Origin of the sequence: Serratia proteamaculans (assembly GCF_004684015.1) — a bacterium.
Classification (GTDB): Bacteria; Pseudomonadota; Gammaproteobacteria; order Enterobacterales; family Enterobacteriaceae; genus Serratia; species Serratia proteamaculans_F.
The window spans coordinates 100,817-126,002 of the sequence record NZ_SRIA01000021.1; the positions used below are offsets into that span (position 1 = coordinate 100,817).

Sequence of the window (25,186 nt, forward strand, 5' to 3'; positions counted from 1 at the left end):
GTTCCTTCCTGCTATTGCACCACCAGCGTTCCAGGCTTGTTGGCGATTCTGTCCGCCATGGTCTGAATCGAGTCGGTGCGCAAAATATACAGCCGTTTCAGCGTATAGGGGTTATCCCCCGGTTTCACTTTGCCCTGCACCGTGGTCACCGCCATATGGAAACCGGCGTCCTTCGCGGCCTGTATCGCCCGCAGGTTGTAACCACCGAACGGATAGGACAGGTACAGCACATGCGGATTAAACTGTGACAGCGCGCGGCGTGAGTGCTCAAAATCGAATTCAATATTGTGCAACGAGCGACTCAGCAGGATCGGTTGACGATTACCGTCGGTACGGTGCAGGAAATGGGTATGCGATTGCACGTCAAACACATCCTGGATCTGCTTGAGTTCGGAAACACTCATAAACTGGAGCGAGTCAGGGTTCCACTTCTGCGGGTGGCGCTTGATGCGCGAAGAAATAATAAACGCCGTGGCGCGGAAACCGTAGTTCTTCAATACCGGGTAAGCGTAGCGATAGACCGATTTCAGCCCGTCATCAAACGTCAGCACCACCGCCCTGCCCGGCAGGTTGATCTGGTTTTTCAGGTAGGCTTCCAACTGATACAGGGAAATGGTGTCGTAGCCCGCCTGCTTCAGGTAGGTCATCTGGTTACTGAACGCCACGTCAGAGGTGGTCGTCGAGGTATGGCGGAAGCGCTTGTTCTCTTCGTTTTTCAGCAGATGATGATAGGTCAGTATCGGTATACCGCTGTCAATCTCGCAGTCCAACTCACTGACATAACCCAGGCGATCGCCAATATTAATCTCATACCAGGTATTGTTGAGCCGATCTTTCAGCTTGCCGATGATCGGGTAGCGCAAGTTTTCTTCCAGCATGCCAAACACGTCGCTGGTGTTATCCGCATCGGTATAGACGTTGATCGCCTTCTGAGTGATCAGATTCTGGTTGGTTAGCGGTTTATTCAGTTCCCCCAGATCGTCTTTCACCTTGCGTGATTTCTTAAGTTCACGCACGTCGTCTTTATCAATAAAACCGGTACCGTGGCCGAATTTGAACTCGTAATATTCCGCATCCGCCGGGAACACCTGGATCAGTTGCCCCTGCTTCACTTCACCGACAGGAATGACATGCTCGCCAATCAGCGAATAAACCTCACTGTCGCGTTGTGCTTCCATATATTCGGATTTAACGGCACTGTCTTCCGACAGCAAATTTGCCAGGCTTGCCGGGGCGACAAGTGACAACAGAATGCCGAGTAACCCAGCCGCTATCTTGTGTGTAGACCGCATGGTTATGTTCTGCTTACGAGTGCGTAATACCCGTCGCCTTTCTAGCCGCAACTTGAAATGCATAGGGCATATAACAAAATGGAGAAAATGTGGAGCGCCAGCATAGCATGATTTGAACAGCGGGGAGAAAGGGGTTATTTGAGCAATGCTATTGATTTACAGGCGGCTTGCTTCAGGTCAAGAAAAGCGTCCCCGTACGCGATATCCGGGGACGTTGGTTAATCAGGTACGCAGACCGCGGCCGCGCTCAATCAGGTACCAGGACAGCAGGTAGAACACCGCAATAAACGCCACCAGCACCGTCATGGTCAGCGTCAACGGCACGTCGCTGATGCCCAGGAAGCCATAGCGGAATCCGCTGATCATGTAGACGATCGGGTTCAGTTTGGACACCGCCTGCCAGAACGGCGGCAGCAGCGTCAGCGAGTAAAACACCCCGCCCAGATAGGTCAGCGGCGTCAGCACGAAGGTCGGGATCAGGCTGATGTCGTCAAAGGTGGTGGCAAACACCGCATTGATCAGCCCCGCCAGGGAGAACAAAATCGCCGTCAGCAGCAGCGTGGCGACAATCACCCACCAGGCATGCACCTGCAACGGTACGAAGAACAGCGAAATCACGGTCACCAGCACGCCAACGCAAATACCGCGCGCTACGCCACCACCGACGTAACCGGCAATCACCACGTGCGTCGGTACCGGCGCCACCAGCAACTCTTCGATATTGCGCTGGAATTTGGCGCTGAAGAACGATGATGCCACATTGGCATACGAGTTGGTGATCACCGCCATCATAATCAGACCGGGGACGATAAACTGCATGTAATCAAAACCGTGCATTTCACCGATACGTGAACCAATCAGGTTGCCGAAGATGATGAAATACAGCGTCATGGTGATCACCGGCGGCACCAGCGTCTGGATCCAGATACGGGCAAAACGGTTGATCTCTTTGGCCCAGATGCTCTGCAAGGCCACCCAATACAAACGCATCATGCTTTTTCTCCATTACCGTTAACCAGGGTGACAAACAGCTCTTCCAGCCGGTTGGCCTTGTTACGCATGCTCAGTACCTGAACACCTTGCGCACTAAGCTGGGCAAACAGACCATTCAGGCCCTGCTCACGCATCACTTCCACTTCCAGCGTTGAGGTGTCCGTCAGGCGATGGCGGTAACCGTCCAGCTTCGGCAACGGGCTTTTCGCCGCCAGATCGAGGATGAAGGTTTCAGACTTCAGCTTGGCCAACAGGCCTTTCATCGAGGTGTTTTCCACCAGCTCACCGTTCTGGATAATGCCGATATTGCGGCACAGCATTTCTGCCTCTTCCAGATAGTGGGTGGTGAGAATGATAGTGGTGCCCTGAGCATTAAGCTCTTTCAGGAAGCCCCACATCGAGCGGCGCAGCTCGATATCTACCCCGGCGGTCGGTTCGTCGAGGATCAGCAATTTTGGCTGATGCATCAATGCACGAGCGATCATCAGTCGGCGCTTCATCCCGCCAGATAACATGCGGGCGCGTTCGTCGCGCTTGCCCCACAGATCCAGCTGGGTCAGGTATTTTTCCGCCCGCACCAGTGCCTCACGGCGGGTCACGCCATAGTAGCCAGCCTGATTGACCACAATCTGCATCACGGTTTCGAACGGGTTAAAGTTGAATTCCTGCGGCACCAGCCCGAGTTGGCGTTTGGCGTTGACGATGTCTTTATCGATGTCGTAGCCGAACACCCTCACGCTGCCGGACGTCTTATTGACCAGCGAGCTGATAATGCCGATGGTCGTGGATTTTCCGGCGCCGTTAGGCCCCAGCAAAGCGTAGAAATCCCCCGCCTCGACGTTCAGGTCAATCCCGCGCAATGCCTTGACGCCACCGGCGTAAGTCTTGGTTAGCTGCGCTATTTCCAGTGCATAATTCATAAGTTAAAAAGTACCTTGTGACGATGAGTATGCTGCTGCGTCTTGTAATGAAGGTGATGTTATCATCAGCAGCGTTTTCACTGAGGCAAATCCGTGCGGAAAATTCAGGTTCCATCCCGCCTTACTGTGTAAAAAGTGGCTGAATACCCTCTCGCGTAATTGTTCCGATTTCCAAATTGTGACGCTTGTCCTATATTACCCCAACGCAATCTGTCCGTTACAGGCCTATAACTTCCATGAAAGAAATCGAAAAGCTTATCGCTAATAACCATACCTGGTCAGCTAATATCAGCAAGGAAGACCCGGACTTTTTTGAACGTTTAGCCCAGGCGCAAAAGCCTCGCTTTTTATGGATAGGTTGCTCAGACAGCCGCGTTCCCGCGGAAAGACTGACCGGGCTGGAGCCGGGTGAACTCTTTGTTCACCGTAACGTGGCCAACCTGGTGATTCACACCGATTTAAACTGCCTGTCGGTGGTACAGTACGCCGTCGACGTACTGGAAGTTGAGCATATCATTATCTGTGGTCACCTGGGCTGCGGTGGCGTAGAAGCCGCGGTTGAGAATCCGGAACTGGGGCTGATCAACAACTGGCTGCTGCACATCCGTGACCTGTGGTACAAGCACAGCTCACTGTTGGGTGAACTGGAGCCGGAACAACGCCTCGACGTCCTCTGTGAGATCAACGTGATTGAGCAGGTCTACAACCTGGGTCATTCAACTATCATGCAGTCAGCATGGAAACGTGGCCAGAAAGTGATGATTCACGGTTGGGTATACGGCATTCAGGACGGACGCCTGCGCGATCTTGAAGTGGCCGCCACCAGCCGCGAGAGCCTGGAGATGGGTTATCGCAAGGCAATGGCCACCTTGCAGCAGGATAAGGGTATTTAATCCTGTCAGGGGCGCGGCAAACCGCGCCCACCGCAGTTTACTCGTCCAGCAGCACTACTTTACCGACGTACGGCAAATGGCGATAACGCTGAGCGTAGTCGATACCGTAACCCACCACGAACTCGTCCGGGATCGGGAAGCCCACGTACTCCACCGGCACTTCGACTTCACGACGTTCAGGCTTGTCCAGCAGGGTGCAAATCGCCAGTGATTTCGGCCCGCGCAGTGCCAGAATTTCACGCACTTTATTCAGCGTATTGCCGGAGTCGATGATGTCTTCGACGATCAGCACGTCTTTGCCACGGATGTCTTCATCCAAATCCTTGAGGATTTTCACGTCACGGGTGGTGGACATGCCGCTGCCGTAGCTGGAGGCGGTCATAAAGTCGACCTCATGCGGCACTTCAATGGTGCGACACAGATCGGCCATGAACATAAAGGAGCCGCGCAGCAGACCGACCAGCACCATATCACTGCCGCTATCGCGGTAATCTTCGGTGATCTGGCGGCCAAGTTCGGCGATACGGGTCTTAACTTCCTGCTCGGAAATCATTACTTCTACAGTGTGCTTCATAGGTTTTCAGGTCAGTTGCCGGAAGAAGGGCGCAGAGTTTAGCATAGCCTGAAGCCGGTGGCGACGCGAGTGCACCACCTGGTTATTCTACCGGAACTGCGTACCGACTAAGTTTAGGATATAGCTCGAGGGTATTCCTGACGGGCATGAAGCACACTTAGTACCTCGATATGCTCCGCTAATACGCGATAAATCACGATGTAATTTGGGTGTACCACTATTTCACGAGTTCCTGCCACGCGGCCAGATCGGAACAAATAAGGATGTTCAGTTACTGGAATGACCGACTCTTCTATACGCTGCATCAGCGACTCAGCGGCAACGGGATTCTGCTCCGCGATAAAAGCGATAAGGGTATATAACCCCGTTTTGGCCTCGTCAGTCCATTTGACGGTCAACATCAGGCTGATTTTCTTTTGGCTTTAGCTTCTTCGATAATCTTGCGGGCCCCAGCCATGACTTCATCATGAGGAATCAAAGGCGCACGACTATTGATTGCTGCCTCAACCTGGCTGCGAAACCAACGGTCATAGCTGTCAGCCTGCTCTTGAGTTTCAAACTCTGAGACAATAGGGTCCAATTTTGTCGGCATTACGCCTCCCTCCTTAGCTGAAATTTTAAACAGTATAGTCATTTCCTACGGTCAAACCAAGCGCTGGCGACGCGAGTGCGCCGCCAGTTTTTCCGGCATGGGTCGATCAATCGGTTACGGTAAAGCCCAACATCATGCCGGTATCTTCATGTTCCAACAGGTGACAATGGGCCATATACGCATGATCGCTGTTAGCCAGGTGATCAAAACGCACCAGCACTTCACTGCGCCAACCTTCGACACGTACCGTGTCTTTCCAGCCGCTGCGGTGAGCCGCCGGGGGTTTGCCATTTTCCGACAGGATGCGGAACTGGGTGCCGTGAATATGGAACGGATGCAGCATCATGTCGCCCTCACCCGAAATGGTCCATTTTTCGTATTTGCCGCGCTTGGCCTCAAACATCGGCTTGGTCATGTCGAAGGCCTTGCCATTGATCATATTGGCATGGCTAAAGTCGAACGGCTTGGCACCCTGATCCATCCCTTTCATGTTGCCGTGGTCCATCCCCTTCATATTGCCATGATCCATGCCTTTCATGCCGGCCATGTCATCACCACCGCTACCCGCACCGCCGTGATCCATGCTCATACCGGCCATGGCCTGATGTCCGTAGCGGTCCATCAACGCCTGCATACCCAGCTTATCCAACTGCGGGTTCATCATCAGTTGCAGCCAGCGCTCCTGCAGCCCATTCGCCGCCGGTAATGCCGGCAGTTTGACCAGGCTGTCCGGCATGGTTTTAATGCCCTGCGCCAGCGAAGGCTGAATATGCAATACCGGCAGCGGCTGGTCGAACGGTGCCAGCGTCATCCCCATCTGTTTAACCGGCAGCGTGACGATGTCGAAAGGTTTGCCGTCGGAGGCATCCACCAACACTTCAAAGCGTTCGCCCATCAGCACCGGCAGTTCGGTCAGCTTGACCGGTTCGGCCAGAAAACCGCCGTCACTGGCGATCACGTAGAACGGACGGTTATCGCTGGTCGCCAGATTCAGTGAACGCGCATTGCAACCGTTGAGAAAACGCAGGCGTAACCAACCACGCGGTGCAACATGCCGTGGATATTGAGCGCCGTTGGTGAACATGCGGTCACCAAACCAGCCTACCGCAGCACTCATTACATCCAGTTGGTATTCAATCTGTGCATCTTTGCCCAGCCGTTTGTCCTGCAGGATCACCGGGATATCATCCTGTCCCCAGGTTTTCGGCAACGGCAGCTTGCTGCTCTCGTCGTCTTCCAACAGCACCAGACCGGCCAAACCCATCATCACCTGGTGACCCGTCTTGCCGTGGGTGTGCGGATGGAACCAGCAGGTGGCAGCAGGCTGTTCGACCGTGAACTGCACTCTGCGCGTGGTGCCTGGCTGAATCAGTGCCTGCGGGCCACCATCGACGTCACCCGGGATTTCCAGACCATGCCAATGGACGGTACTGGCCTCCGGCAAGCCATTGCGGATATCCACCGTTACCGGTTTACCGCGCTGCAGCCGTACCGCCGGCCCCAACAGCGCCCCATTCACACCCCAGGTTTGGGTCGCCTTGCCCGGCAGCCAGTTCATTTCACCGGTTTGCAGCGCCAGCGCAAGGTTCCCTTGTGCGTCCGGCATCAGTAACGGCGGGATCGACAACGCCGGCAGCTCGGCGGCCCACACGCCCCGACTCCACAAGGGTAAAGCACTTGCCGCGCCCAGCGCAGCGGTCAGTTTGATAAAATCACGGCGTAACATCGCTGACTCCCTTTTTCAGTGATCGGCACTTAATGCGGCACAAGTTGCACTGCAACTTGAAAGAGTATGGTTATTAATTTATCCCCGCCAGCCTAAACCTTCCCCTTAGCGGAAGGTCAAGCCTTTGCTGCCGGTTATGTTACCTGCAGGTAATAAAATTTGGTGCCTTTACAGGCAAGTGTGATAACGTCTGTGGACAATAAACAGGTCTATTTTCATGATGAAAAAAACAACGTTACTGGTGCTGTTGCTCACCATGCTGGGGTTCTCCAACGCCAGTCTGGCGCTGAATGAGTCTGAAGCGGAAGATCTGGCCGATCTGACGGCAGTCTTTATTTATTTGAAAAATGACTGTGGTTATAACGACTTGCCCAATGCTCAAATCAAACGCGCCATCGTTTATTTCGCTCAGCAAAACCGTTGGGATCTGAGCAACTATAATAGTTTTAATATGAAGGCGCTGGGTGAAGACAGCTATCGCGATCTCAGCGGGATCGCCATCCCTACCCCTAACAAGTGCAAATCCCTGGCACGCGACTCGCTTAGCCTGCTGGCTTACGCCAACTAATCCCCCGCCTTGCGCTACCTCTGTTTGAAATTCAGCCGTGCATCACCAGGCAGAGTTAGCTATGATGTTGCGCCAATTTTTCATGGCTGTTATTACGGAGTTCCCGCACATGACCCAGAAAGAAATTTGGTATGAAACACTGCATGCCAACTTCGGCCAGTACTTCTCGGTAGAGAACGTGCTGTATCGTGAGAAGACCGAGCATCAGGATTTGGTGATTTTTGAAAACCCGGTTCTGGGGCGCGTGATGGCGCTCGACGGCGTGGTGCAAACCACCGAGCGCGATGAATTCATTTATCACGAAATGATGACCCACGTACCGCTGCTGGCCCACGGCCAGGCGAAGAAGGTGCTGATCATCGGTGGTGGCGACGGCGCCATGCTGCGCGAAGTCAGCCGCCATCAGGGCGTAGAGCAGATAACCATGGTTGAGATCGATGCCGGCGTGGTCGAATTCTGCCGCCAATATCTGCCAAACCACAATGCCGGTGCTTACGATGACCCACGCTTCAAGCTGGTGATCGACGATGGCGTCAACTTTGTTAATCAGACCGATGAAAAGTTCGATGTGATTATCTCTGACTGCACCGATCCCATCGGCCCCGGCGAAAGTCTGTTCACCTCAGCATTCTACGAAGGCTGCGCCCGCTGCCTGAACGACGGCGGCATTTTTGTTGCGCAGAACGGCGTGTGCTTCCTGCAACAAGACGAAGCGGTCAACAGCCACACCAGGCTGAGCCAGTACTTCAACGACGTCAGCTTCTATCAGGCGGCGATCCCGACCTATTACGGCGGCATCATGACCTTCGCATGGGCGAGCCAGGATCCGGCACTGCGCCAGCTTGATCTGCCAACGCTGCAACATCGCTTTCATCAAAGCGGCCTAAACTGTCGTTATTACAACCCGGCAATTCACGCGGGCAGCTTTGCTCTGCCGCAGTATTTGCTCGACGCACTGAACGTTTCACGTTAAGCGAGAAGATAAAGGAGGTGGACCAAATTGCATAAGCTAAAACTGCACGGCTTCAACAATCTGACCAAGAGCCTGAGTTTTTGTATTTACGATATTTGTTACGCCAAAACCGCGGATGACCGCGCTGGCTATATCGCCTACATTGACGAACAATACAACGCCAATCGCCTGACCGAGATCCTGAGCGAAACCTGCTCGATCATTGGCGCCAATATTCTGAATATCGCCCGGCAGGACTATGAACCTCAGGGTGCCAGCGTGACCATTCTGGTCAGTGAAGAACCGGTGGATCCGAACGATGTCGATACCTCAGAACATCCTGGCCCACTGTCAAAAACAGTGGTTGCGCACCTGGACAAGAGCCACATCTGCGTTCACACCTATCCGGAGAGCCATCCGGAAGGCGGTTTATGTACTTTCCGCGCCGACATCGAAGTGTCGACCTGCGGCGTGATTTCACCGCTTAAGGCGTTGAATTACCTGATCCACCAGTTGGAATCCGACATCGTTACCATGGATTACCGCGTGCGCGGCTTTACCCGCGATGTGAACGGCGTGAAACATTACATCGATCATGAGATCAATTCGATCCAGAACTTTATGTCTGACGATATGAAGGCACTGTACCACATGATGGACGTGAATGTTTATCAGGAGAACATCTTCCATACCAAGATGTTGCTGAAGGATTTCGATCTCAAGCACTACCTGTTTAATGCCAAACCGGACGCGCTGAGTGCCGCCGAGCGTAAAGAGATTACCGATCTGCTGTGGAAAGAGATGCAGGAAATCTATTACGGCCGCAATATTCCGCATCTGTGATAAGTAACGGGTGCGGCATGCCGCACCCTACGCTTAATTGCCAGTCTGTTTTCGCCCAAACCTGTAAGCCTTATTCGTCTGCCCCCTGCATTATGTGATCCCCCTCCCATTATCATTTTTTGTCGATTGCCTGATGAGCTCGGAAGATAGAAGATTTAAATCTTCACAAAAATGAAAATTAAAAAAGATGAGCAAAGCATTTATTAAGAAGGAAGGTCTGGCGTTAGTCAGCCTGGCACGCTACCTGTTCGGCCTGGCACCGGGTGCGCGTCTGAAAACTATTGATGAGCTGTCCAGCGAGTTAAATCTCTCGGTCGGCGTGGTACAGCACGCCTTGAAGACCCTGGAAACCGCCTCTTGCGTTACGCTGGAGCGTCGCGGCAGGAATGGCACCCTGCTTAGCAACATGAATTATCCGGCCCTGCTGGAACAAGCGGATATCGGCAATATTGTGTGCGCCATGCCCCTGCCCTACACCCGACTGTATGAAGGATTGGCCAGCGCGCTTAAGGCTCAATTTGAGGGATATCCACTTTATTACGCCCATATGCGTGGTGCCGATGTGCGCATTGAATGCCTGATCGACGGCGTTTATGACATGGCGGTCGTCTCCCATCTTGCCGCTGAAAGCTACTTGCGCGATGGCAAAGTGAGCGCGGCAATGATGTTGGGGGCCGGTTCTTACGTTGATGGACATCAGTTGGTTTATCGCAAAGGTGAAAAACAGAGCATCCGCCGTATTGGCCTGGACTCACGCTCACCCGATCAGCGTCTGCTAACGGAAATGGTCTTTGCCGGGCAAGAGATTGAACGCATTAATCTGCCTTACAACGAATCTCTGACGCGGATTGAGCGGGGAGAAATAGATGCAACCGTGTGGAACGTGACCGAGGATCTCGACAGTCTGAATCTGGCCAAAGAACCTCTCGATGATTACCCCGTGAGCATTAAAGCTTCCGAAGCCGTCCTGCTGGTACGTAATGATGACCGGGTGATCCCTCATCTGGTCAAGTCGCTGGTTAACCTGCAGCGGCTGTTAGCGCATCAACAGGAAGTCAAAAAAGGGACCAGGGAACCTAGCTACTAACTCAGGAACAGCAAAATGGAAACTCGTCTGCAAATCTTACACGAAGCTCAGGTCATTGATACTGAAGTTTATAGTGGCATGCTCGAGGTCGTTAAACGGCTCGAGCAGCATTGGCAATTCAATATACGCCATACCCAGGGAGAAATGATGATTACCCATATGGCAAACGCCATGACGCGCGCACTGCGTGGGGAAATCATCCCGGCTATCGATCCAGAGCTATTAGATGAGATCGAAGCATCAAACGTCTTTGCCAACGTCAGGGAAATCAACAGCGACCTGCTGAGTTTATTCACATTTGCGGTTCCAGATTCTGAACTCGGCTACTTATTGGCTAACGTTTTTGGCCTGTATCTCGCTCAGACAGACAGCAGCACAGTGTGAAGTTTTGGCCTTGACTTAAATATTCAAAAAAATGAATTAATAGCACACATCGAGGGACCTATGTTTCTAAATGCACTGGAAAAACAAAACCCTGCCCTGATTGATGCCGCTGTTCACTTTTGGCGTAGCGGCGCTATCAAGCCGGATTGCTACGTCATTGATGTCGATCGGGTATTGGAAAATGCCCGGTTGTTGAAGGAGTGCGCGGAAAAACTGGGCCTTTCGCTGTACCTGATGAGTAAACAGTTTGGTCGTAATCCGCTGTTATGCAAGCTGCTACTGGCAGGGGGCTATCAAGGCATTGTCGCCGTTGATTTTAAAGAAGCGCGTCAACTTTGGCAGCAGGGTTTGCCAATAGCCCACATTGGTCATCTGGTGCAAACGCCCGTGAAGATGATTGATGAAGCCATTGCCCAACGCCCAGAAGTCATCACTGTTTATAGCATTGAAAAGGCACAGGAGATTTCCACTGCAGCGCTACGCCAACATCGCCGGCAGTCGCTGCTACTGAAAGTTCAGGATAACGGCGACGTGGTCTATCCGGGCCAGGAGGCAGGTTTCTTGTTGGCAGAACTGCCGGACGTGATTAATAAAATCAGCGAGATGGCGGGTGTTAAAATTATTGGAGTTACCCACTTCCCCTGCATGCTGTTCAACGAACAGCGGCAAACTACCGAAGCAACCCCCAATCTCACCACGTTAGCCAAGGCGAAAAACCTGCTGGAACAGCAGGGTATTGAAGTTCGGCAAATGAATGCCGCTTCGGCAACCAGCATTGAAACCCTGCCCAAACTGGCCGCTGCCGGTGTGACCCATACCGAACCCGGCCATGCTCTGACGGGCACGCAGCCCGCAAATCAGTACGGCAGCGGCCCGGAAAAAATAGCCATGCTCTATCTTTCTGAAATTTCGCATTGCCAGGACAACATCAGTTTCTGCTATGGCGGCGGCTACTATCGCCGCGGCCACCTGCAAAACGCGCTGGTGCTCGACGGCCAATGGCAGCGCTGCCGCGTATTGCCAATAGATAGCGACAGTATCGATTACACACTGCCGTTGGCAGGACGCTGGCCCGTCAGCAGCCCGGTCATTATGTGTTTTCGCACTCAAATTTTTGTCACGCGCAGCGATGTCGCGCTGATAAGCGGCATTCAAACGGGTAACCCTCAACTGTTGGGGGTATTTGATAGTCTCGGTAACAATCTGACAAGGAGCCATCATGGATAAGTTTGTGGTTTTGGTCATCGATAGTTTTGGCGTGGGTGCCATGATTGATGTCCCTGAAGTGCGTCCGCAGGACATTGGCGCCAATACCTGCGGCCATATTTTGCAACGGTTGCCCAATCTGCAACTCCCGATGCTGGAAAAGCTCGGCTTGATCAATGCGCTGCATATCGCCGAACCCTGTCTTCACGTCAGCGCCATGCACGAGAGCCAGACAGCGGCTTTTGGCGTCGCGCTGCTGCAGCACGAGGGAGGTGATACCTTCATGGGACATCAGGAGATCATGGGAACTCTCCCGCTTCCTCCTGTACGTATGCCCTTCTCCAGCGTACTTGAAAAGGTTGAACAGGCGCTAAAAGCCGAGGGCTTTAAGGTCGAGCATTACCCGGCCCCAAACAGCGCATTGCATCTGCTTTGGGTCAACGATGCGGTCGCCATCGGCGATAACCTCGAAGCGGATTTAGGCCAGGTGTTTAATGTCTGTGGCAACCTTTCGGCCATCAGCTTCGAACAACTTGAAAAAATTGGCCGGGTGGTACGCAGCCAGGTCGAAGTCGGTCGGGTTATCGCCTACGGCGGGCTGCTGGAAAGCAGTGAACAAATCCTGGCGGCGGTGGAAGCCAAAGATAACCGGTTTATCGGCATCAACAGCCCGAAAGCCGGGGTTTATCTGCGTGGCTTCCAGGTGATTCATCTGGGCTATGGGGTCGATGCCAGCGTTCAGGTGCCGCAGCAGTTACACCAGCAAGGCATTTTAACCGTTCTGGTGGGGAAGGTAGCCGATATTGTCGAAAACCCGCAGGGCCGCAATTACCAACAGCTGGTTGATTCGCAAACCATTCTGGATATCACCCTCGACGAATTACAGCGCCCTGGGCCAGCGTTTATTTGTACCAATATTCAGGAAACCGATCTTGCCGGGCATGCGCAGGACGTTGCGCGCTACGCCGAGCGCCTGCAATTGGTCGACGCCTCACTGGCAAAACTTATCTCCGCAATGGATCAAAACGATTGCCTGGTCGTCATGGCGGATCACGGCAACGATCCTACCGTTGGCCACAGTAAACACACGCGCGAGCAGGTTCCCCTGTTGATTTTTCGCCCAGGGCAAGCGGCTTGTTCACTGGGGATTCGCACCACGCTTTCGGACGTGGGGGCGACAGTTTGTGAGTTTTTCAACGCAAAAGCACCGTACAACGGTCGCTCGTTTCTGGCCGCGCTTAACGCTTAGGAACTAATGTTCAGGGGCAGTCTCACTGCCCTTGCTGGCACAATCAGTATTTCAGCATAAAAGAACGGTAGGCCTTCAGCACCTGCAGGAAATCTTCGACGCCGCAGAATGAGAGGCTTTCTTCGTCATAATAATTCATCCCCTCCTCCATCTCATCGCCTTCAAACTCCAGCAGATTGGCACGGATCATCACTTCTTCGCCGTCCATCAGCAGCGTGTATTCGTGGCCTTCCAATTGCCATTGACGCTCACTGCCTTTCACTTCTGCCGCACCGGCTTCAATACGATCCAGCAGGTTAAAATCACCTTTGAGTTCTTCGTTGATCCAGTGGCCAATGACCTCATGCCCCATCGAAAATCTGACGATCACCTGCCCGGTCACGTCACGCAGAAATTCGTAATCCATAGCACGCCCTCCTGAGCCCTTTCTCTTAGTGTAAACATTAATTCATGACTAACTCAGTGAGCGCTCGCAAAGTTGGCAACTGAGAAAAATAAAACGGGAGGCCAAGGCCTCCCGTTAAACAGTTGCGCAATATAGCGACTTAAACAGCGGTTTGGAAGATCACGCCGTCGGCTTTTTCAGTGTACTGACCCAGTTGATCAAAGTTCAGATAGCGGTAGGTATCCGCCGCAGACTTATCAACCTGTGCCATATACGTCTGGTACTCGTCCGGCGTTGGCAAACGGCCCAGCAATGAAGCCACCGCCGCCAATTCTGCAGACGCCAGATAGACGTTAGCGCCAGTCCCCAAACGGTTCGGGAAGTTACGGGTAGAGGTGGAAACTACCGTCGCACCGTCGGCCACACGCGCCTGGTTACCCATGCACAGTGAACAGCCCGGGATCTCGATGCGTGCCCCGCTCTTGCCGAATACGCTGTAGTAGCCTTCTTCGGTCAACTGAGCTGCATCCATCTTGGTTGGCGGAGCAACCCACAGACGGGTCGGCAACTGGCCCTTGTGCTGATCCAGCAGCTTACCGGCGGCACGGAAGTGGCCGATGTTGGTCATGCAAGAGCCGATGAATACTTCGTCGATCTTGCTGTTGGCAACATCAGACAGCAGACGTGCGTCATCCGGATCGTTTGGTGCACACAAGATTGGCTGAGTGATCTCTGCCAGATCGATCTCGATCACCGCAGCGTATTCTGCATCCGCATCGCCTTCCAGCAGTTGTGGATCCGCCAACCATTTCTGCATGCCCTGGATGCGACGCTCCAGCGTACGGCGGTCACCGTAACCTTCGGAGATCATCCACTTCAGCAACACGATGTTGGAGTTCAGGTACTCTTCGATCGGGGCCTTATCCAGTTTGATGGTACAACCGGCAGCAGAACGCTCGGCAGAGGCATCGGTCAGTTCGAATGCCTGCTCAACTTTCAGCTCCGGCAAACCTTCGATTTCCAGAATACGGCCGGAGAAGATGTTCTTCTTACCCTTCTTCTCAACCGTCAGCAAACCCTGCTGAATAGCGTAGTAAGGGATGGCATGCACCAGGTCGCGCAAGGTGATACCCGGCTGCATTTTACCTTTGAAGCGCACCAGCACCGACTCAGGCATATCCAGCGGCATCACACCGGTGGCGGCAGCAAAGGCGACCAGGCCTGAACCCGCCGGGAAGGAAATGCCGATTGGGAAACGGGTGTGGGAGTCACCACCGGTACCCACGGTATCCGGCAGCAGCATACGGTTTAGCCAGGAGTGAATAACGCCATCGCCCGGACGCAGCGAGACGCCACCACGGTTCATGATAAAGTCCGGCAGCGTATGGTGAGTGGTCACATCAACCGGTTTCGGGTACGCGGCTGTGTGACAGAACGACTGCATCACCAGATCGGCGGAGAAGCCCAGGCAAGCCAAGTCTTTCAGCTCGTCACGGGTCATCGGGCCGGTGGTGTCCTGAGATCCCACGGAAGTCATCTTCGGCTCGCAGTATTCCCCCGGACGCACGCCGGCAACGCCACAGGCGCGGCCAACCATTTTCTGCGCCAGCGAGAAGCCTTTGCTGCTGGCCGCCACTTCTTTGGCAATGCGGAACACGTCGCTGTGCGGCAGGCCCAGCGCTTCACGCGCCTTGGTGGTCAGGCCACGGCCGATGATCAACGGGATACGGCCACCGGCGCGCACTTCGTCGAGCAGCACATCGGTTTTCAGTTCGAAGTTGGCAATCAGCTCACCGGTTTCATGGTTACGCACTTCGCCTTTGTATGGGTAAACGTCGATCACATCGCCCATGTTCAGGTCGTTCACGTCCACTTCAATCGGCAATGCGCCGGCATCTTCCATGGTGTTGAAGAAGATAGGCGCGATTTTACCGCCCAGTACCACACCACCACCGCGCTTGTTAGGCACATACGGGATGTCGTCGCCCATAAACCACAGCACCGAGTTGGTGGCGGACTTACGGGATGAACCGGTACCGACTACGTCACCGACGTAGGCCAGTGGGAAGCCTTTTTTGTTCAGCAGTTCGATTTGCTTGATCGGGCCAACACTGCCCGGTTGATCCGGCACTATGCCTTCACGTTCGTTTTTCAGCATCGCCAGGGCGTGCAACGGAATATCCGGGCGCGACCAGGCATCCGGTGCCGGTGACAGATCATCGGTATTGGTTTCGCCGGTGACTTTGAATACGGTAACGGTGATTTTTTCCGCCAACTGCGGACGTGACAGATACCACTCGGCATCGGCCCAGGACTGCATAATCTGTTTGGCGTGTGGGTTACCCGCCTTGGCTTTCTCTTCCACGTCGTAGAAGTTATCAAACATCAGCAGCGTATGAGACAGCGCTTTGGCGGCAATCGCAGCCAATTTTTCGTTATCCAACGCGTCAATCAGCGGATGAATGTTATAGCCGCCCTGCATGGTGCCCAACAGTTCAATGGCTTTTTCAGGGGTAATCAGGGGAGATGTTGCTTCGCCTTTGGCGATGGCCGCCAGGAAACCTGCTTTAACATAGGCGGCTTCGTCGACGCCTGGGGGGACACGGTTAATCAGCAGGTCTAACAGGAATTCTTCTTCGCCTTTTGGCGGATTCTTTAATGATTCAACCAGCGCTGCCATTTGGGTGGCGTCTAACGGCTTAGGGACGATGCCCTCTGCAGCACGCTCGGCTACGTGCTTACGGTATTCTTCTAGCACGACATTCTCCTCGCTCTCATTGTCATTTATTGTGCCTGGCGTTTATACCCGTCGTCTTTCAAGCCGCAGTGTTGTTACCTGCGCTCGTCCACCCCAGTTACTTACCTGAGTAAGCGCCTGGGGATGAACGAGCTGGGCGCCTAACTGCAACTTGAAAGCCATAGGGTAACTCTTCAAACCGGGTTTAGCGCACGGTGTTGATGCCATTGATCCTGACGGGGCACTGCTGTCGATGTCCTGGACTGTAAGTTACAGTGCCCGGTTCCGCTCAGCCAGCATATCAGGATTTGAATTGGTTGTTAATTCGTTCACATAAAAGCAACATTAAATCTTTGCTGAATCGTTGAGTACAGTGTAATCGGCTGCGGCACAGGTCAGCCGGGGCGTGGTAAGCAATACGATTTAGCCTGATGAGCACAACACAATAGCCATATATTTACAATGGTTATTGGTTTTGAAGATCAAAAGTTGGGAGCAGAAGACACAAAAAAACCGCCGTAAAGGCGGTTCTCTTGTTCCGTTCGGTGTTAGCAGGCACCTCACGGGTTTCTTACATCGTTAAAGAACGATACAAGCGCTACCGAGCCAAAGCATTGTGCGCAACATCGTTCAAAAAATCAACTAAACAATGTTATCACTGCTATTTTTAGGTACTCTCTCGATGGGTCTGTTCTGCCGGTTTAGCAGCCGGTCATCGGGCTTGAGAACAGTGCTGCAACTACTGCGATACAGGCGCTACCGAGCGCTTGTTCCGCCGAGATTTTTCCGGTGAAGTCGCGGTGGTCGTGGTTCCACAGGGATCGCGCAATGAAAGGGAGTTCTATGTTTATCCTGCTCATTGTACTGGGATCGGCGTTTGGCGTGCACAAAGGGGGTTGGTCGGTTAACGGCAACATCCTGACGCTGAATGTGATATTCCAGAACAAGTAAGCTACTGGCCGCTCACTGAGCGGCCTTTTACTGCATCCCGCCCACAAAAAAACGGCCCCTTTTCAGGAGCCGCTTATCAACCGTTCAAACCAGCAGAATTACTTCTTCTTGGCTTTCGGGTTAGGCAAGTCGGTGATGCTGCCTTCGTAGATCTCAGCCGCCAAACCTACAGATTCGTGCAGGGTTGGGTGAGCATGGATAGTCAGCGCGATGTCTTCGGCGTCGCAACCCATCTCGATAGCCAGACCGATCTCACCCAGCAGCTCGCCGCCGTTGGTGCCGACAATCGCGCCACCAATGATACGGTGTGTTTCTTTGTCGAAGATCAGTTTGGTCATGCCGTCTGCACAATCGGAAGCGATAGCACGGCCAGAAGCTGCCCACGGGAAGGTGGAAGTTTCGTAGCTGATGCCTTTCTCTTTCGCTTCTTTCTCGGTCAGACCCACCCACGCAACTTCCGGCTCAGTGTACGCGATCGATGGGATCACTTTCGGGTCGAAGTAGTGCTTCATGCCGGCGATAACTTCAGCGGCAACGTGGCCTTCATGCACGCCTTTGTGCGCCAGCATCGGTTGACCGACGATGTCGCCGATAGCGAAGATGTGCGGCACGTTGGTGCGCAGTTGTTTGTCGACGTTGATGAAGCCGCGTTCGTCAACTTCAACACCGGCTTTACCCGCTTCCAGCAGTTTGCCGTTCGGCACACGGCCGATAGCCACCAGCACCGCGTCGTAACGCTGTGGTTCTGCAGGCGCTTTTTTGCCTTCCATAGTGACGTAGATGCCGTCTTCTTTGGCTTCTACCGCGGTCACTTTGGTTTCCAGCATCAGGTTGAATTGCTTGCTGATGCGTTTGGTGAAGACTTTCACCACGTCTTTGTCAGCCGCCGGGATCACCTGGTCAAACATTTCGACCACGTCAATCTGTGAACCCAACGCATGGTATACGGTGCCCATTTCCAGGCCGATGATGCCGCCGCCCATAACCAGCAGACGCTCTGGGACAGTTTTCAGTTCCAGTGCATCGGTAGAGTCCCACACGCGTGGGTCTTCATGAGGAATGAATGGCAGTTGGATCGGACGGGAACCTGCGGCAATGATGGCATTGTCGAAGTTGATGGTGGTTGGGCCATTTTCGCCTTCAACAACCAGGGTGTTAGCGCCGGTGAACTTGCCCAGGCCGTTAACCACTTTCACTTTACGGCCTTTAGCCATACCAGCCAGACCGCCGGTCAGCTGATTGATGACTTTTTCTTTCCAGACGCGCACTTTGTCGATGTCAGTTTTCGGCTCGCCGAAAACGATGCCGTGTTCGGCCAGCGCTTTGGCTTCTTCGATCACTTTGGCAACGTGCAACAGGGCTTTGGAAGGAATACATCCCACGTTCAGGCAAACCCCGCCCAGAGTGGAATAACGTTCAACCAGAACGGTTTCAAGACCTAAGTCAGCGCAACGAAAGGCTGCAGAGTAACCTGCCGGGCCCGCCCCAAGTACCACGACCTGAGTTTTAATTTCAGTACTCATCATGACCTCTTAATTGATTGTCCGGCGGGTCAGACGTCATTTTTATAGCTAATCGATCTCATAACGCCCTTCATCCACCGGGACGCTTACACCGCCAGCAGTTTACAGAATTGTTAATAATCTGCAAAGCGTGTTCGAGTGACCCGTGTCTCAACAATTTTGTCGAGTCGTGCAAAAACCGACAAAACTGCTACTGAAGCGATAAGGGCGCAGCATGCTGCGCCCTTTTTTCATTACATCACCATACGGCGGATGTCTGCCAGCATGTTGTTGATGATGGTAATAAAGCGCGCACCATCTGCACCGTCAATCACACGGTGGTCGAAGGAGAGCGACATTGGCATCATCAGACGCGGCACGAACTCTTTACCGTTCCAGACCGGCTCCATAGCAGACTTGGAGACGCCCAGAATGGCCACTTCCGGTGCATTCACAATCGGTGCGAAGTGAGTCGTCCCGATACCGCCCAGGCTAGAGATGGTGAAACACCCACCCTGCATTTCGCCTGCGGTCAGCTTGCCGTCACGCGCTTTTTTGGAGATAGCCATCAGTTCGCGGGACAGTTCGGTGATGCTCTTCTTGTTCACATCCTTGAACACCGGAACCACCAGACCGTTTGGCGTATCAACCGCCACACCCACGTTGATGTATTTTTTCAGCGTCAGCTTCTGGCCATCTTCGGACAGAGAGCTGTTGAAGCGTGGCATCTGCTCCAGAGCAGCAGCAACGGCTTTCATGATGAACACCACCGGGGTGAACTTCACGTCCAGCTTACGCTTGGCCGCTTCTTCGTTCTGTTGCTTGCGGAAAGCTTCCAGATCGGTGATATCGGTTTTGTCGAAGTGAGTCACGTGCGGGATCATCACCCAGTTACGGCTCAGGTTGGCACCAGAGATTTTCTGGATACGACCCAGTTCAACTTCTTCGATCTCACCGAACTTGCTGAAGTCCACTTTCGGCCAAGGCAGCATGCCTGGCAGACCGCCACCGGCGGCAGCAGCAGGAGCCGCTTCTGCACGTTTGACCGCGTCTTTCACGTAAGTCTGAACGTCTTCGCGCAGGATGCGGCCTTTACGACCGGTGCCTTTCACTTTCGCCAGGTTTACGCCGAATTCACGCGCCAGACGGCGGATGACCGGGGTAGCGTGCACATAAGCGTCGTTCTCAGCGAACTCGCCTTTGGCAGCCGGTGCAGCCTGTTGGGCCGGTGCAGAACTTGCAGCCGGAGCCGGTGCAGCTTCTGCTTTTTGGGCAGGAGCGGCAGCAGGCGCAGCGCCTTCTACTTCGAAGACCATGATCAGGGAACCGGTTTTTACTTTATCGCCGGCGCTGATTTTGATTTCTTTCACGGTACCTGCGAACGGTGCCGGCACTTCCATAGAAGCCTTGTCACCTTCAACGGTGATCAGTGACTGCTCAGCGGCAACTTTGTCGCCCACTTTGACCATCACTTCTGTGACTTCTACTTCGTCGCCGCCGATGTCCGGTACTGCAACGTCTTTGGCCGCAGAAGCCGCCGGTGCCGCTGGGGCAGCCGGTGCTTGTGCCGCAGCCGGAGCAGCAGCAGAAGCGGCGCCAGCCACTTCGAACACCATGATCATAGAACCGGTGGTGACTTTGTCGCCGGTGGCAATTTTGATCTCTTTCACGGTACCCGCGAACGGTGCCGGCACTTCCATTGAAGCCTTGTCGCCTTCAACGGTGATCAGGGACTGCTCGGCTTCCACCTTGTCGCCCACTTTCACCAGGATCTCGGTCACTTCAACTTCATCAGCACCGATGTCCGGTACCGCAACGTCTTTGGCAGCAGCGGCAGCCGGTGCAGCAGCAGGTGCTGCGGCCGGTTTTTCTTCAGCCTTGGCAGCTGGTGCGGCCTGAGCCGCCCCTTCTGCTTCAAAGATCATCAGCAGTTTGCCGGTTTCGGTTTTATCACCGACGGAAACCTTGATTTCTTTAACCACACCCGCCTGCGGGGATGGGACTTCCATGGAAGCTTTATCACCTTCAACGGTGATCAGCGATTGTTCTGCTTCAACTTTATCGCCCACTTTCACCAGAATTTCGGTGATTTCCACTTCGTCTGCACCGATGTCCGGTACTTTAATTTCGATAGACATTCTTCAGTACCTCTTATGCCAGACGCGGGTTAACTTTTTCTGGGTTGATGTCGAATTTCTTAATCGCATCAGCTACCACAGAAGCTTCGATTTCACCGCGTTTAGCCAGTTCACCCAGTGCAGCAACCACAACGTAAGAAGCATCAACTTCAAAGTGGTGGCGCAGGTTTTCGCGGCTGTCTGAACGACCGAAGCCGTCAGTACCCAGAACGCGATAGTCGCTGGCTGGAACGTAAGTACGAACCTGTTCTGCGAACAGCTTCATGTAGTCGGTAGACGCAACCGCCGGCGCTTCGTTCATCACCTGAGCGATGTAAGGTACGCGCGGAGTTTCGGTTGGGTGCAGCATGTTCCAACGCTCACAATCCTGGCCATCACGCGCCAGTTCAGTGAAGGAAGTCACGCTGTAGATGTCAGAACCCACGCCGTAATCGTCAGCCAGGATCTTCGCCGCATCACGTACGTGACGCAGGATAGAACCTGAACCCAGCAACTGAACCTTGCCTTTGCTGCCTGCCAGAGTGTCCAGCTTGTAGATACCTTTACGGATACCTTCTTCTGCACCCTGCGGCATAGCCGGCATGTGGTAGTTTTCGTTCAGCGTGGTGATGTAGTAGTAGACGTTTTCTTGCGCGTCACCGTACATGCGAACCAGACCGTCGTGCATGATCACTGCCACTTCGTACGCGTAAGCTGGATCGTAAGAGATACAGTTAGGAATAGTCAGGGACTGAATGTGGCTGTGGCCGTCTTCGTGCTGCAGACCTTCACCGTTCAGGGTGGTACGGCCGGAAGTACCGCCTACCAGGAAGCCGCGCGCCTGTTGGTCGCCCGCTGCCCAGCACAGGTCACCGATACGCTGGAAACCGAACATCGAATAGTAGATGTAGAACGGGATCATTGGCAGATTGTTGGTGCTGTAGGAAGTCGCTGCGGCCAACCATGAAGAGGCTGCACCCAGTTCGTTGATACCTTCCTGCAGGATCTGGCCTTTCTCGTCTTCTTTGTAGTAAGCAACCTGCTCACGGTCCTGCGGAGTGTACTGCTGGCCGTTCGGGCTGTAGATACCGATCTGACGGAACAGACCTTCCATCCCGAAGGTACGAGCTTCGTCGGCAATGATTGGAACCAGACGATCTTTGATCGACTTGTTCTTCAGCATCACGTTCAGGGCACGCACAAAGGCGATGGTGGTAGAAATTTCTTTGTTCTGCTCTTCCAGCAAGGAGCTGAAGTCTGCCAGAGCCGGCATTTCCAGCTTCTCGGTGAACTTCGGCATACGGGTAGGCACATAGCCTGCCAGTGCCTGACGGCGTTCATGCAGGTATTTGTACTCTTCGGAATCTTTCTCGAAGGTGACGTACGGCAGTTTTTCGATGTCAGCATCGGCAACCGGCACGTTGAAACGATCGCGGAAGTGGTGAACCCCTTCCATGTTCATTTTCTTCACCTGGTGAGCAATGTTTTTACCTTCCGCGGTTTCACCCATGCCGTAACCTTTGATGGTATGGGCCAGGATAACGGTTGGTTTGCCTTGGGTGTCCTGCGCTTTTTTCAGTGCAGCAAAGACTTTCTTCGGATCGTGACCACCACGGTTCAGCGCCCAGATCTCTTCGTCGGTCATATCTTTGACCAGCGCAGCCGTTTCCGGGAAGCGGCCGAAGAAGTGCTCACGTACGTAAGCGCCGTCTTTGGATTTGAAGGTCTGGTAGTCGCCGTCCAGGGTTTCGTTCATCAGTTGGATCAGCTTGCCGCTGGTGTCTTTACGCAGCAGTTCGTCCCAACGACCACCCCAAATCACTTTCAGTACCTGCCAGCCTGCGCCAGCGAAGATGCCTTCCAGCTCATTGATGATCTTGCCGTTACCGGTGACCGGGCCGTCCAGACGCTGCAGGTTACAGTTGATGACGAACACCAGGTTGTCCAGCTTCTCACGGGTAGCGATGGTGATCGCGCCCTTGGATTCCGGCTCGTCCATCTCGCCGTCGCCCAGGAAGGCATAAACGGTTTGAGCAGAGGTGTTCTTCAGGCCACGGTGTTCCAGATATTTCAGGAACTTCGCCTGATAGATGGCGCTGATTGGGCCCAGGCCCATGGAAACGGTCGGGAACTGCCAGAATTCCGGCATCAGTTTAGGATGCGGGTAAGAGGACAGGCCTTTGCCGTGAACTTCCTGACGGAAGTTATTCATTTGGTCTTCGGTCAAGCGGCCTTCAAGGAAGGCACGTGCGTAAACGCCCGGAGAGATGTGGCCCTGGAAGTAAACCAGATCGCCGCCATCTTGTTCGGTGCGTGCACGGAAGAAGTGGTTGAAGCAGACTTCATAGAAGGTCGCAGAAGATTGGAAGGAAGCCATGTGGCCGCCCAGATCCAGATCTTTTTTGGAAGCACGAAGAACAGTCATCACCGCGTTCCAGCGGATAGCACTGCGGATACGACGCTCAAGATCCAGATTACCAGGGTAAGCAGGTTCGTCTTCCACCGCGATGGTGTTGACGTAGTTGTGAGCCGCAGCACCGGCTGCAACGCTAACACCGCCTTTACGGGCTTCACCCAGAATCTGATCAATCAGAAACTGAGCTCGCTCAACACCCTCTTCACGGATGACCGATTCGATCGCCTGCAGCCAGTCGCGGGTTTCGATCGGATCCACGTCATTGTTTAAACGTTCTGACATGGTGGTATTCCTTATCTGTCTAATGGTTTGTTTTGGAGCCTGTCTTCCTGTGTTCTGAGGCAAAACACACGAAGACAGGCCCATCAGTTTAGTTGCCGCTTACTTAAATGCTTAATTAAGCACTTCGAACGTAAACCCCGCAGGCTGGTGTGCCCTGAAGAGAACCGCTCTTAATCCTTGCGTTGCTGGAGACGCCGCAGCGATCTCTCGCGTCGAGTATGCTCCCGACTGAGATCCAGCAAGATTTCCTCGATAAACGCCAAATGGCGGTGCGAGGCTTCACGAGCTTTTTCTGGCTCGCGTGCCACAATCGCCTCAAAAATTCCGGCGCGGTGGCTGCTCACTTTTGCCAACATCTCACGGCGCGAGTAGAGCAATTCAAAGTTCTGGCGTACGTTCTGTTCCAGCATCGGCCCCATACAGCGCAGCAGGTGCAGTAACACAACGTTGTGGGCAGCTTCGGTCACGGCGATTTGGTATTGCATGACCGCGTCCGCTTCGGCGTCGAGATCGCCGCTGTCCTGGGCCTGCTGAATCAGCATGTGGCAATCGCGAATGCGTGCCAAATCTTCGTCGGTACCGCGCAACGCTGCGTAATAGGCAGCAATGCCTTCGAGGGCATGACGGGTTTCCAACAGATCGAATTGTGATTCAGGATGGTCGGCCAGCAGTTCAGCCAGCGGATCGCTAAAGCTCTGCCACAGATTAGTTTGTACAAAGGTGCCACCGCCCTGACGGCGCAGGAGCAGCCCTTTGGCTTCCAGGCGCTGGATGGCCTCTCTCAGAGAAGGACGGGAAACATCAAATTGTTTCGCCAGTTCACGCTCCGGGGGCAGTTTTTCGCCTGGGCGCAGTGTTCCCTCGAGGATCAGGTGTTCGAGCTGCTGCTCGATAACGTCTGACAACTTGGGTTGGCGGATTTTGCTGTAGGCCATGGGTGATTTCTTCTCTGCGAATGGCGCGGAGTCAATTGGTAATACCAATTTCAAAAACGTGACGGTAAAGTAACAAAGTATTCACCTCCTGTCCATATGGGCCTTGATCGAAATCAGGTTACCCGCACATTTTAACACCTCAATACCAGACCTGCTGCAAACCGCTAACGCACGCTTGGTAATACCATTTACGAGGTAGGTTTTTGATTTAACTTTTGCGAAACCTCTCGTCAGGCAGACTGAAGCATCCAAAGTAGAATTTTATTGCATGTTTATTAAGCTTTAACGAATACCTATTTGCAGCGCAAAAGGTGCGTTTAATCGGTTAATATTTAGCCTTCGACAACCCTCTACGGCTAAATTATTTTTGCGCATTATGTGAGTTAATGCTTATTTCATGCATTGAATCCCCCCTGCCGTCACACAACCCGCATTTTGTTTCCTAAACTGCTGAAATCTTAATCACTCACCACATAAAGCAGGTGCAAACTGGCGCGCATAACATTATTCTTTGCCAAACGGTAGCGGCTCCGTGGAATTAATAGATATAACGCCGTAAATAAAACAAAACACACATCGTAA

Annotated in this window: 21 protein-coding genes; 8 read left to right on the forward strand and 13 right to left on the reverse strand. The window is 53.5% G+C overall.

The features are described 5' to 3' along the window. Positions 1–11: 11 nt before the first annotated feature. The 3 genes from E5C26_RS20640 to E5C26_RS20650 all read right to left on the reverse strand — a co-directional run bounded on the left by E5C26_RS20640 (position 12) and on the right by E5C26_RS20650 (position 3,205). Positions 12–1,292, reverse strand: a complete 1,281-nt coding sequence (locus tag E5C26_RS20640; RefSeq protein ID WP_135317970.1) for a polysaccharide deacetylase family protein — start codon at positions 1,290–1,292, stop codon at positions 12–14. A gap of 222 nt (positions 1,293–1,514) precedes the next feature. Continuing rightward, a complete protein-coding gene (locus E5C26_RS20645; protein WP_012146697.1) occupies positions 1,515–2,285 on the reverse strand; it encodes an ABC transporter permease in 771 nt (256 codons plus the stop codon). After that, on the reverse strand, positions 2,282–3,205 hold the full coding sequence (locus E5C26_RS20650; protein WP_012146698.1) for an ABC transporter ATP-binding protein: 924 nt from the start codon (positions 3,203–3,205) through the stop codon (positions 2,282–2,284). The genes E5C26_RS20645 and E5C26_RS20650 overlap by 4 nt, the downstream gene beginning before the upstream one ends. Positions 3,206–3,441: 236 nt before the next feature. Between E5C26_RS20650 and can the strand changes: the two genes are divergently transcribed. Further along, positions 3,442–4,098, forward strand: coding sequence for a carbonate dehydratase (gene can, locus E5C26_RS20655; protein ID WP_061807929.1), 657 nt, complete (start codon positions 3,442–3,444; stop codon positions 4,096–4,098). Between the two features lie 37 nt (positions 4,099–4,135). Here the strand turns inward: can and hpt are convergent, their stop codons facing one another. From hpt to cueO, 4 genes are all read right to left on the reverse strand, one after another. Beyond that, positions 4,136–4,672, reverse strand: coding sequence for a hypoxanthine phosphoribosyltransferase (gene hpt / locus E5C26_RS20660; protein WP_012146700.1), 537 nt, complete (start codon positions 4,670–4,672; stop codon positions 4,136–4,138). 113 nt (positions 4,673–4,785) lie between these two features. Further along, a complete protein-coding gene (locus E5C26_RS20665; RefSeq protein WP_135317971.1) occupies positions 4,786–5,073 on the reverse strand; it encodes a type II toxin-antitoxin system RelE/ParE family toxin in 288 nt (95 codons plus the stop codon). Continuing rightward, the gene (gene relB, locus E5C26_RS20670; protein ID WP_135317972.1) at positions 5,073–5,264 is read right to left on the reverse strand and encodes a type II toxin-antitoxin system RelB family antitoxin; all 192 of its coding nucleotides are present in this window, start codon (positions 5,262–5,264) and stop codon (positions 5,073–5,075) included. The genes E5C26_RS20665 and relB overlap by 1 nt, the downstream gene beginning before the upstream one ends. Positions 5,265–5,370: 106 nt before the next feature. Next, positions 5,371–6,990, reverse strand: a complete 1,620-nt coding sequence (cueO, locus tag E5C26_RS20675) for a multicopper oxidase CueO (protein ID WP_135317973.1) — start codon at positions 6,988–6,990, stop codon at positions 5,371–5,373. A 220-nt stretch (positions 6,991–7,210) separates the two neighbouring features. Between cueO and E5C26_RS20680 the strand changes: the two genes are divergently transcribed. The 7 genes from E5C26_RS20680 to E5C26_RS20710 all read left to right on the forward strand — a co-directional run bounded on the left by E5C26_RS20680 (position 7,211) and on the right by E5C26_RS20710 (position 13,279). Beyond that, complete coding sequence (locus E5C26_RS20680) at positions 7,211–7,558, forward strand: YacC family pilotin-like protein (RefSeq protein WP_099065294.1); 348 nt, start codon at positions 7,211–7,213, stop codon at positions 7,556–7,558. A gap of 109 nt (positions 7,559–7,667) precedes the next feature. Next, positions 7,668–8,531: a polyamine aminopropyltransferase gene (speE, locus tag E5C26_RS20685; protein WP_135317974.1), complete on the forward strand. Its 864-nt coding sequence runs from the start codon at positions 7,668–7,670 to the stop codon at positions 8,529–8,531. 27 nt (positions 8,532–8,558) lie between these two features. Continuing rightward, entirely contained in the window at positions 8,559–9,353 is a 795-nt protein-coding gene (gene speD / locus E5C26_RS20690; RefSeq protein ID WP_012146704.1) for an adenosylmethionine decarboxylase, read from the forward strand. Between the two features lie 187 nt (positions 9,354–9,540). After that, a complete protein-coding gene (yhfZ, locus tag E5C26_RS20695; protein ID WP_135317975.1) occupies positions 9,541–10,440 on the forward strand; it encodes a GntR family transcriptional regulator YhfZ in 900 nt (299 codons plus the stop codon). A 15-nt stretch (positions 10,441–10,455) separates the two neighbouring features. Continuing rightward, positions 10,456–10,824 carry a PRD domain-containing protein gene (locus tag E5C26_RS20700; protein ID WP_135317976.1) on the forward strand — a complete coding sequence of 123 codons (369 nt, stop codon included), beginning with the start codon at positions 10,456–10,458 and terminating at the stop codon, positions 10,822–10,824. A 60-nt stretch (positions 10,825–10,884) separates the two neighbouring features. After that, positions 10,885–12,051 carry a YhfX family PLP-dependent enzyme gene (locus E5C26_RS20705; protein ID WP_135317977.1) on the forward strand — a complete coding sequence of 389 codons (1,167 nt, stop codon included), beginning with the start codon at positions 10,885–10,887 and terminating at the stop codon, positions 12,049–12,051. Next, the gene (locus E5C26_RS20710) at positions 12,044–13,279 is read left to right on the forward strand and encodes a phosphopentomutase (protein WP_135317978.1); all 1,236 of its coding nucleotides are present in this window, start codon (positions 12,044–12,046) and stop codon (positions 13,277–13,279) included. Before E5C26_RS20705 ends, E5C26_RS20710 begins: the two co-directional genes overlap by 8 nt. Positions 13,280–13,322: 43 nt before the next feature. Here the strand turns inward: E5C26_RS20710 and yacL are convergent, their stop codons facing one another. The 6 genes from yacL to pdhR form a co-directional block, all read right to left on the reverse strand. Further along, positions 13,323–13,685 carry a protein YacL gene (yacL, locus tag E5C26_RS20715; RefSeq protein WP_037416800.1) on the reverse strand — a complete coding sequence of 121 codons (363 nt, stop codon included), beginning with the start codon at positions 13,683–13,685 and terminating at the stop codon, positions 13,323–13,325. A 139-nt stretch (positions 13,686–13,824) separates the two neighbouring features. After that, positions 13,825–16,422, reverse strand: a complete 2,598-nt coding sequence (acnB, locus tag E5C26_RS20720) for a bifunctional aconitate hydratase 2/2-methylisocitrate dehydratase (RefSeq protein WP_135317979.1) — start codon at positions 16,420–16,422, stop codon at positions 13,825–13,827. Positions 16,423–17,450: 1,028 nt separating this feature from the next. After that, the gene (gene lpdA / locus E5C26_RS20725; RefSeq protein ID WP_012146711.1) at positions 17,451–18,875 is read right to left on the reverse strand and encodes a dihydrolipoyl dehydrogenase; all 1,425 of its coding nucleotides are present in this window, start codon (positions 18,873–18,875) and stop codon (positions 17,451–17,453) included. 233 nt (positions 18,876–19,108) lie between these two features. After that, complete coding sequence (aceF, locus tag E5C26_RS20730) at positions 19,109–20,992, reverse strand: pyruvate dehydrogenase complex dihydrolipoyllysine-residue acetyltransferase (RefSeq protein WP_135317980.1); 1,884 nt, start codon at positions 20,990–20,992, stop codon at positions 19,109–19,111. 13 nt (positions 20,993–21,005) lie between these two features. After that, positions 21,006–23,669, reverse strand: coding sequence for a pyruvate dehydrogenase (acetyl-transferring), homodimeric type (gene aceE / locus E5C26_RS20735; RefSeq protein ID WP_135317981.1), 2,664 nt, complete (start codon positions 23,667–23,669; stop codon positions 21,006–21,008). 170 nt (positions 23,670–23,839) lie between these two features. Continuing rightward, entirely contained in the window at positions 23,840–24,604 is a 765-nt protein-coding gene (gene pdhR / locus E5C26_RS20745) for a pyruvate dehydrogenase complex transcriptional repressor PdhR (protein WP_012146714.1), read from the reverse strand. Positions 24,605–25,186: the final 582 nt, after the last annotated feature.

What these genes read in the sequence shown, in the direction of transcription:
- E5C26_RS20640 (WP_135317970.1), bottom strand. Translation starts at nt 1,292, where the DNA reads ATGCGGTCTACACACAAGATAGCGGCTGGGTTACTCGGCATTCTGTTG.
- E5C26_RS20645 (WP_012146697.1), bottom strand. Translation starts at nt 2,285, where the DNA reads ATGATGCGTTTGTATTGGGTGGCCTTGCAGAGCATCTGGGCCAAAGAG.
- E5C26_RS20650 (WP_012146698.1), bottom strand. Translation starts at nt 3,205, where the DNA reads ATGAATTATGCACTGGAAATAGCGCAGCTAACCAAGACTTACGCCGGT.
- can (WP_061807929.1), top strand. Translation starts at nt 3,442, where the DNA reads ATGAAAGAAATCGAAAAGCTTATCGCTAATAACCATACCTGGTCAGCT.
- hpt (WP_012146700.1), bottom strand. Translation starts at nt 4,672, where the DNA reads ATGAAGCACACTGTAGAAGTAATGATTTCCGAGCAGGAAGTTAAGACC.
- E5C26_RS20665 (WP_135317971.1), bottom strand. Translation starts at nt 5,073, where the DNA reads ATGTTGACCGTCAAATGGACTGACGAGGCCAAAACGGGGTTATATACC.
- relB (WP_135317972.1), bottom strand. Translation starts at nt 5,264, where the DNA reads ATGCCGACAAAATTGGACCCTATTGTCTCAGAGTTTGAAACTCAAGAG.
- cueO (WP_135317973.1), bottom strand. Translation starts at nt 6,990, where the DNA reads ATGTTACGCCGTGATTTTATCAAACTGACCGCTGCGCTGGGCGCGGCA.
- E5C26_RS20680 (WP_099065294.1), top strand. Translation starts at nt 7,211, where the DNA reads ATGAAAAAAACAACGTTACTGGTGCTGTTGCTCACCATGCTGGGGTTC.
- speE (WP_135317974.1), top strand. Translation starts at nt 7,668, where the DNA reads ATGACCCAGAAAGAAATTTGGTATGAAACACTGCATGCCAACTTCGGC.
- yhfZ (WP_135317975.1), top strand. Translation starts at nt 9,541, where the DNA reads ATGAGCAAAGCATTTATTAAGAAGGAAGGTCTGGCGTTAGTCAGCCTG.
- E5C26_RS20700 (WP_135317976.1), top strand. Translation starts at nt 10,456, where the DNA reads ATGGAAACTCGTCTGCAAATCTTACACGAAGCTCAGGTCATTGATACT.
- E5C26_RS20705 (WP_135317977.1), top strand. Translation starts at nt 10,885, where the DNA reads ATGTTTCTAAATGCACTGGAAAAACAAAACCCTGCCCTGATTGATGCC.
- E5C26_RS20710 (WP_135317978.1), top strand. Translation starts at nt 12,044, where the DNA reads ATGGATAAGTTTGTGGTTTTGGTCATCGATAGTTTTGGCGTGGGTGCC.
- yacL (WP_037416800.1), bottom strand. Translation starts at nt 13,685, where the DNA reads ATGGATTACGAATTTCTGCGTGACGTGACCGGGCAGGTGATCGTCAGA.
- lpdA (WP_012146711.1), bottom strand. Translation starts at nt 18,875, where the DNA reads ATGAGTACTGAAATTAAAACTCAGGTCGTGGTACTTGGGGCGGGCCCG.
- aceF (WP_135317980.1), bottom strand. Translation starts at nt 20,992, where the DNA reads ATGTCTATCGAAATTAAAGTACCGGACATCGGTGCAGACGAAGTGGAA.
- aceE (WP_135317981.1), bottom strand. Translation starts at nt 23,669, where the DNA reads ATGTCAGAACGTTTAAACAATGACGTGGATCCGATCGAAACCCGCGAC.
- pdhR (WP_012146714.1), bottom strand. Translation starts at nt 24,604, where the DNA reads ATGGCCTACAGCAAAATCCGCCAACCCAAGTTGTCAGACGTTATCGAG.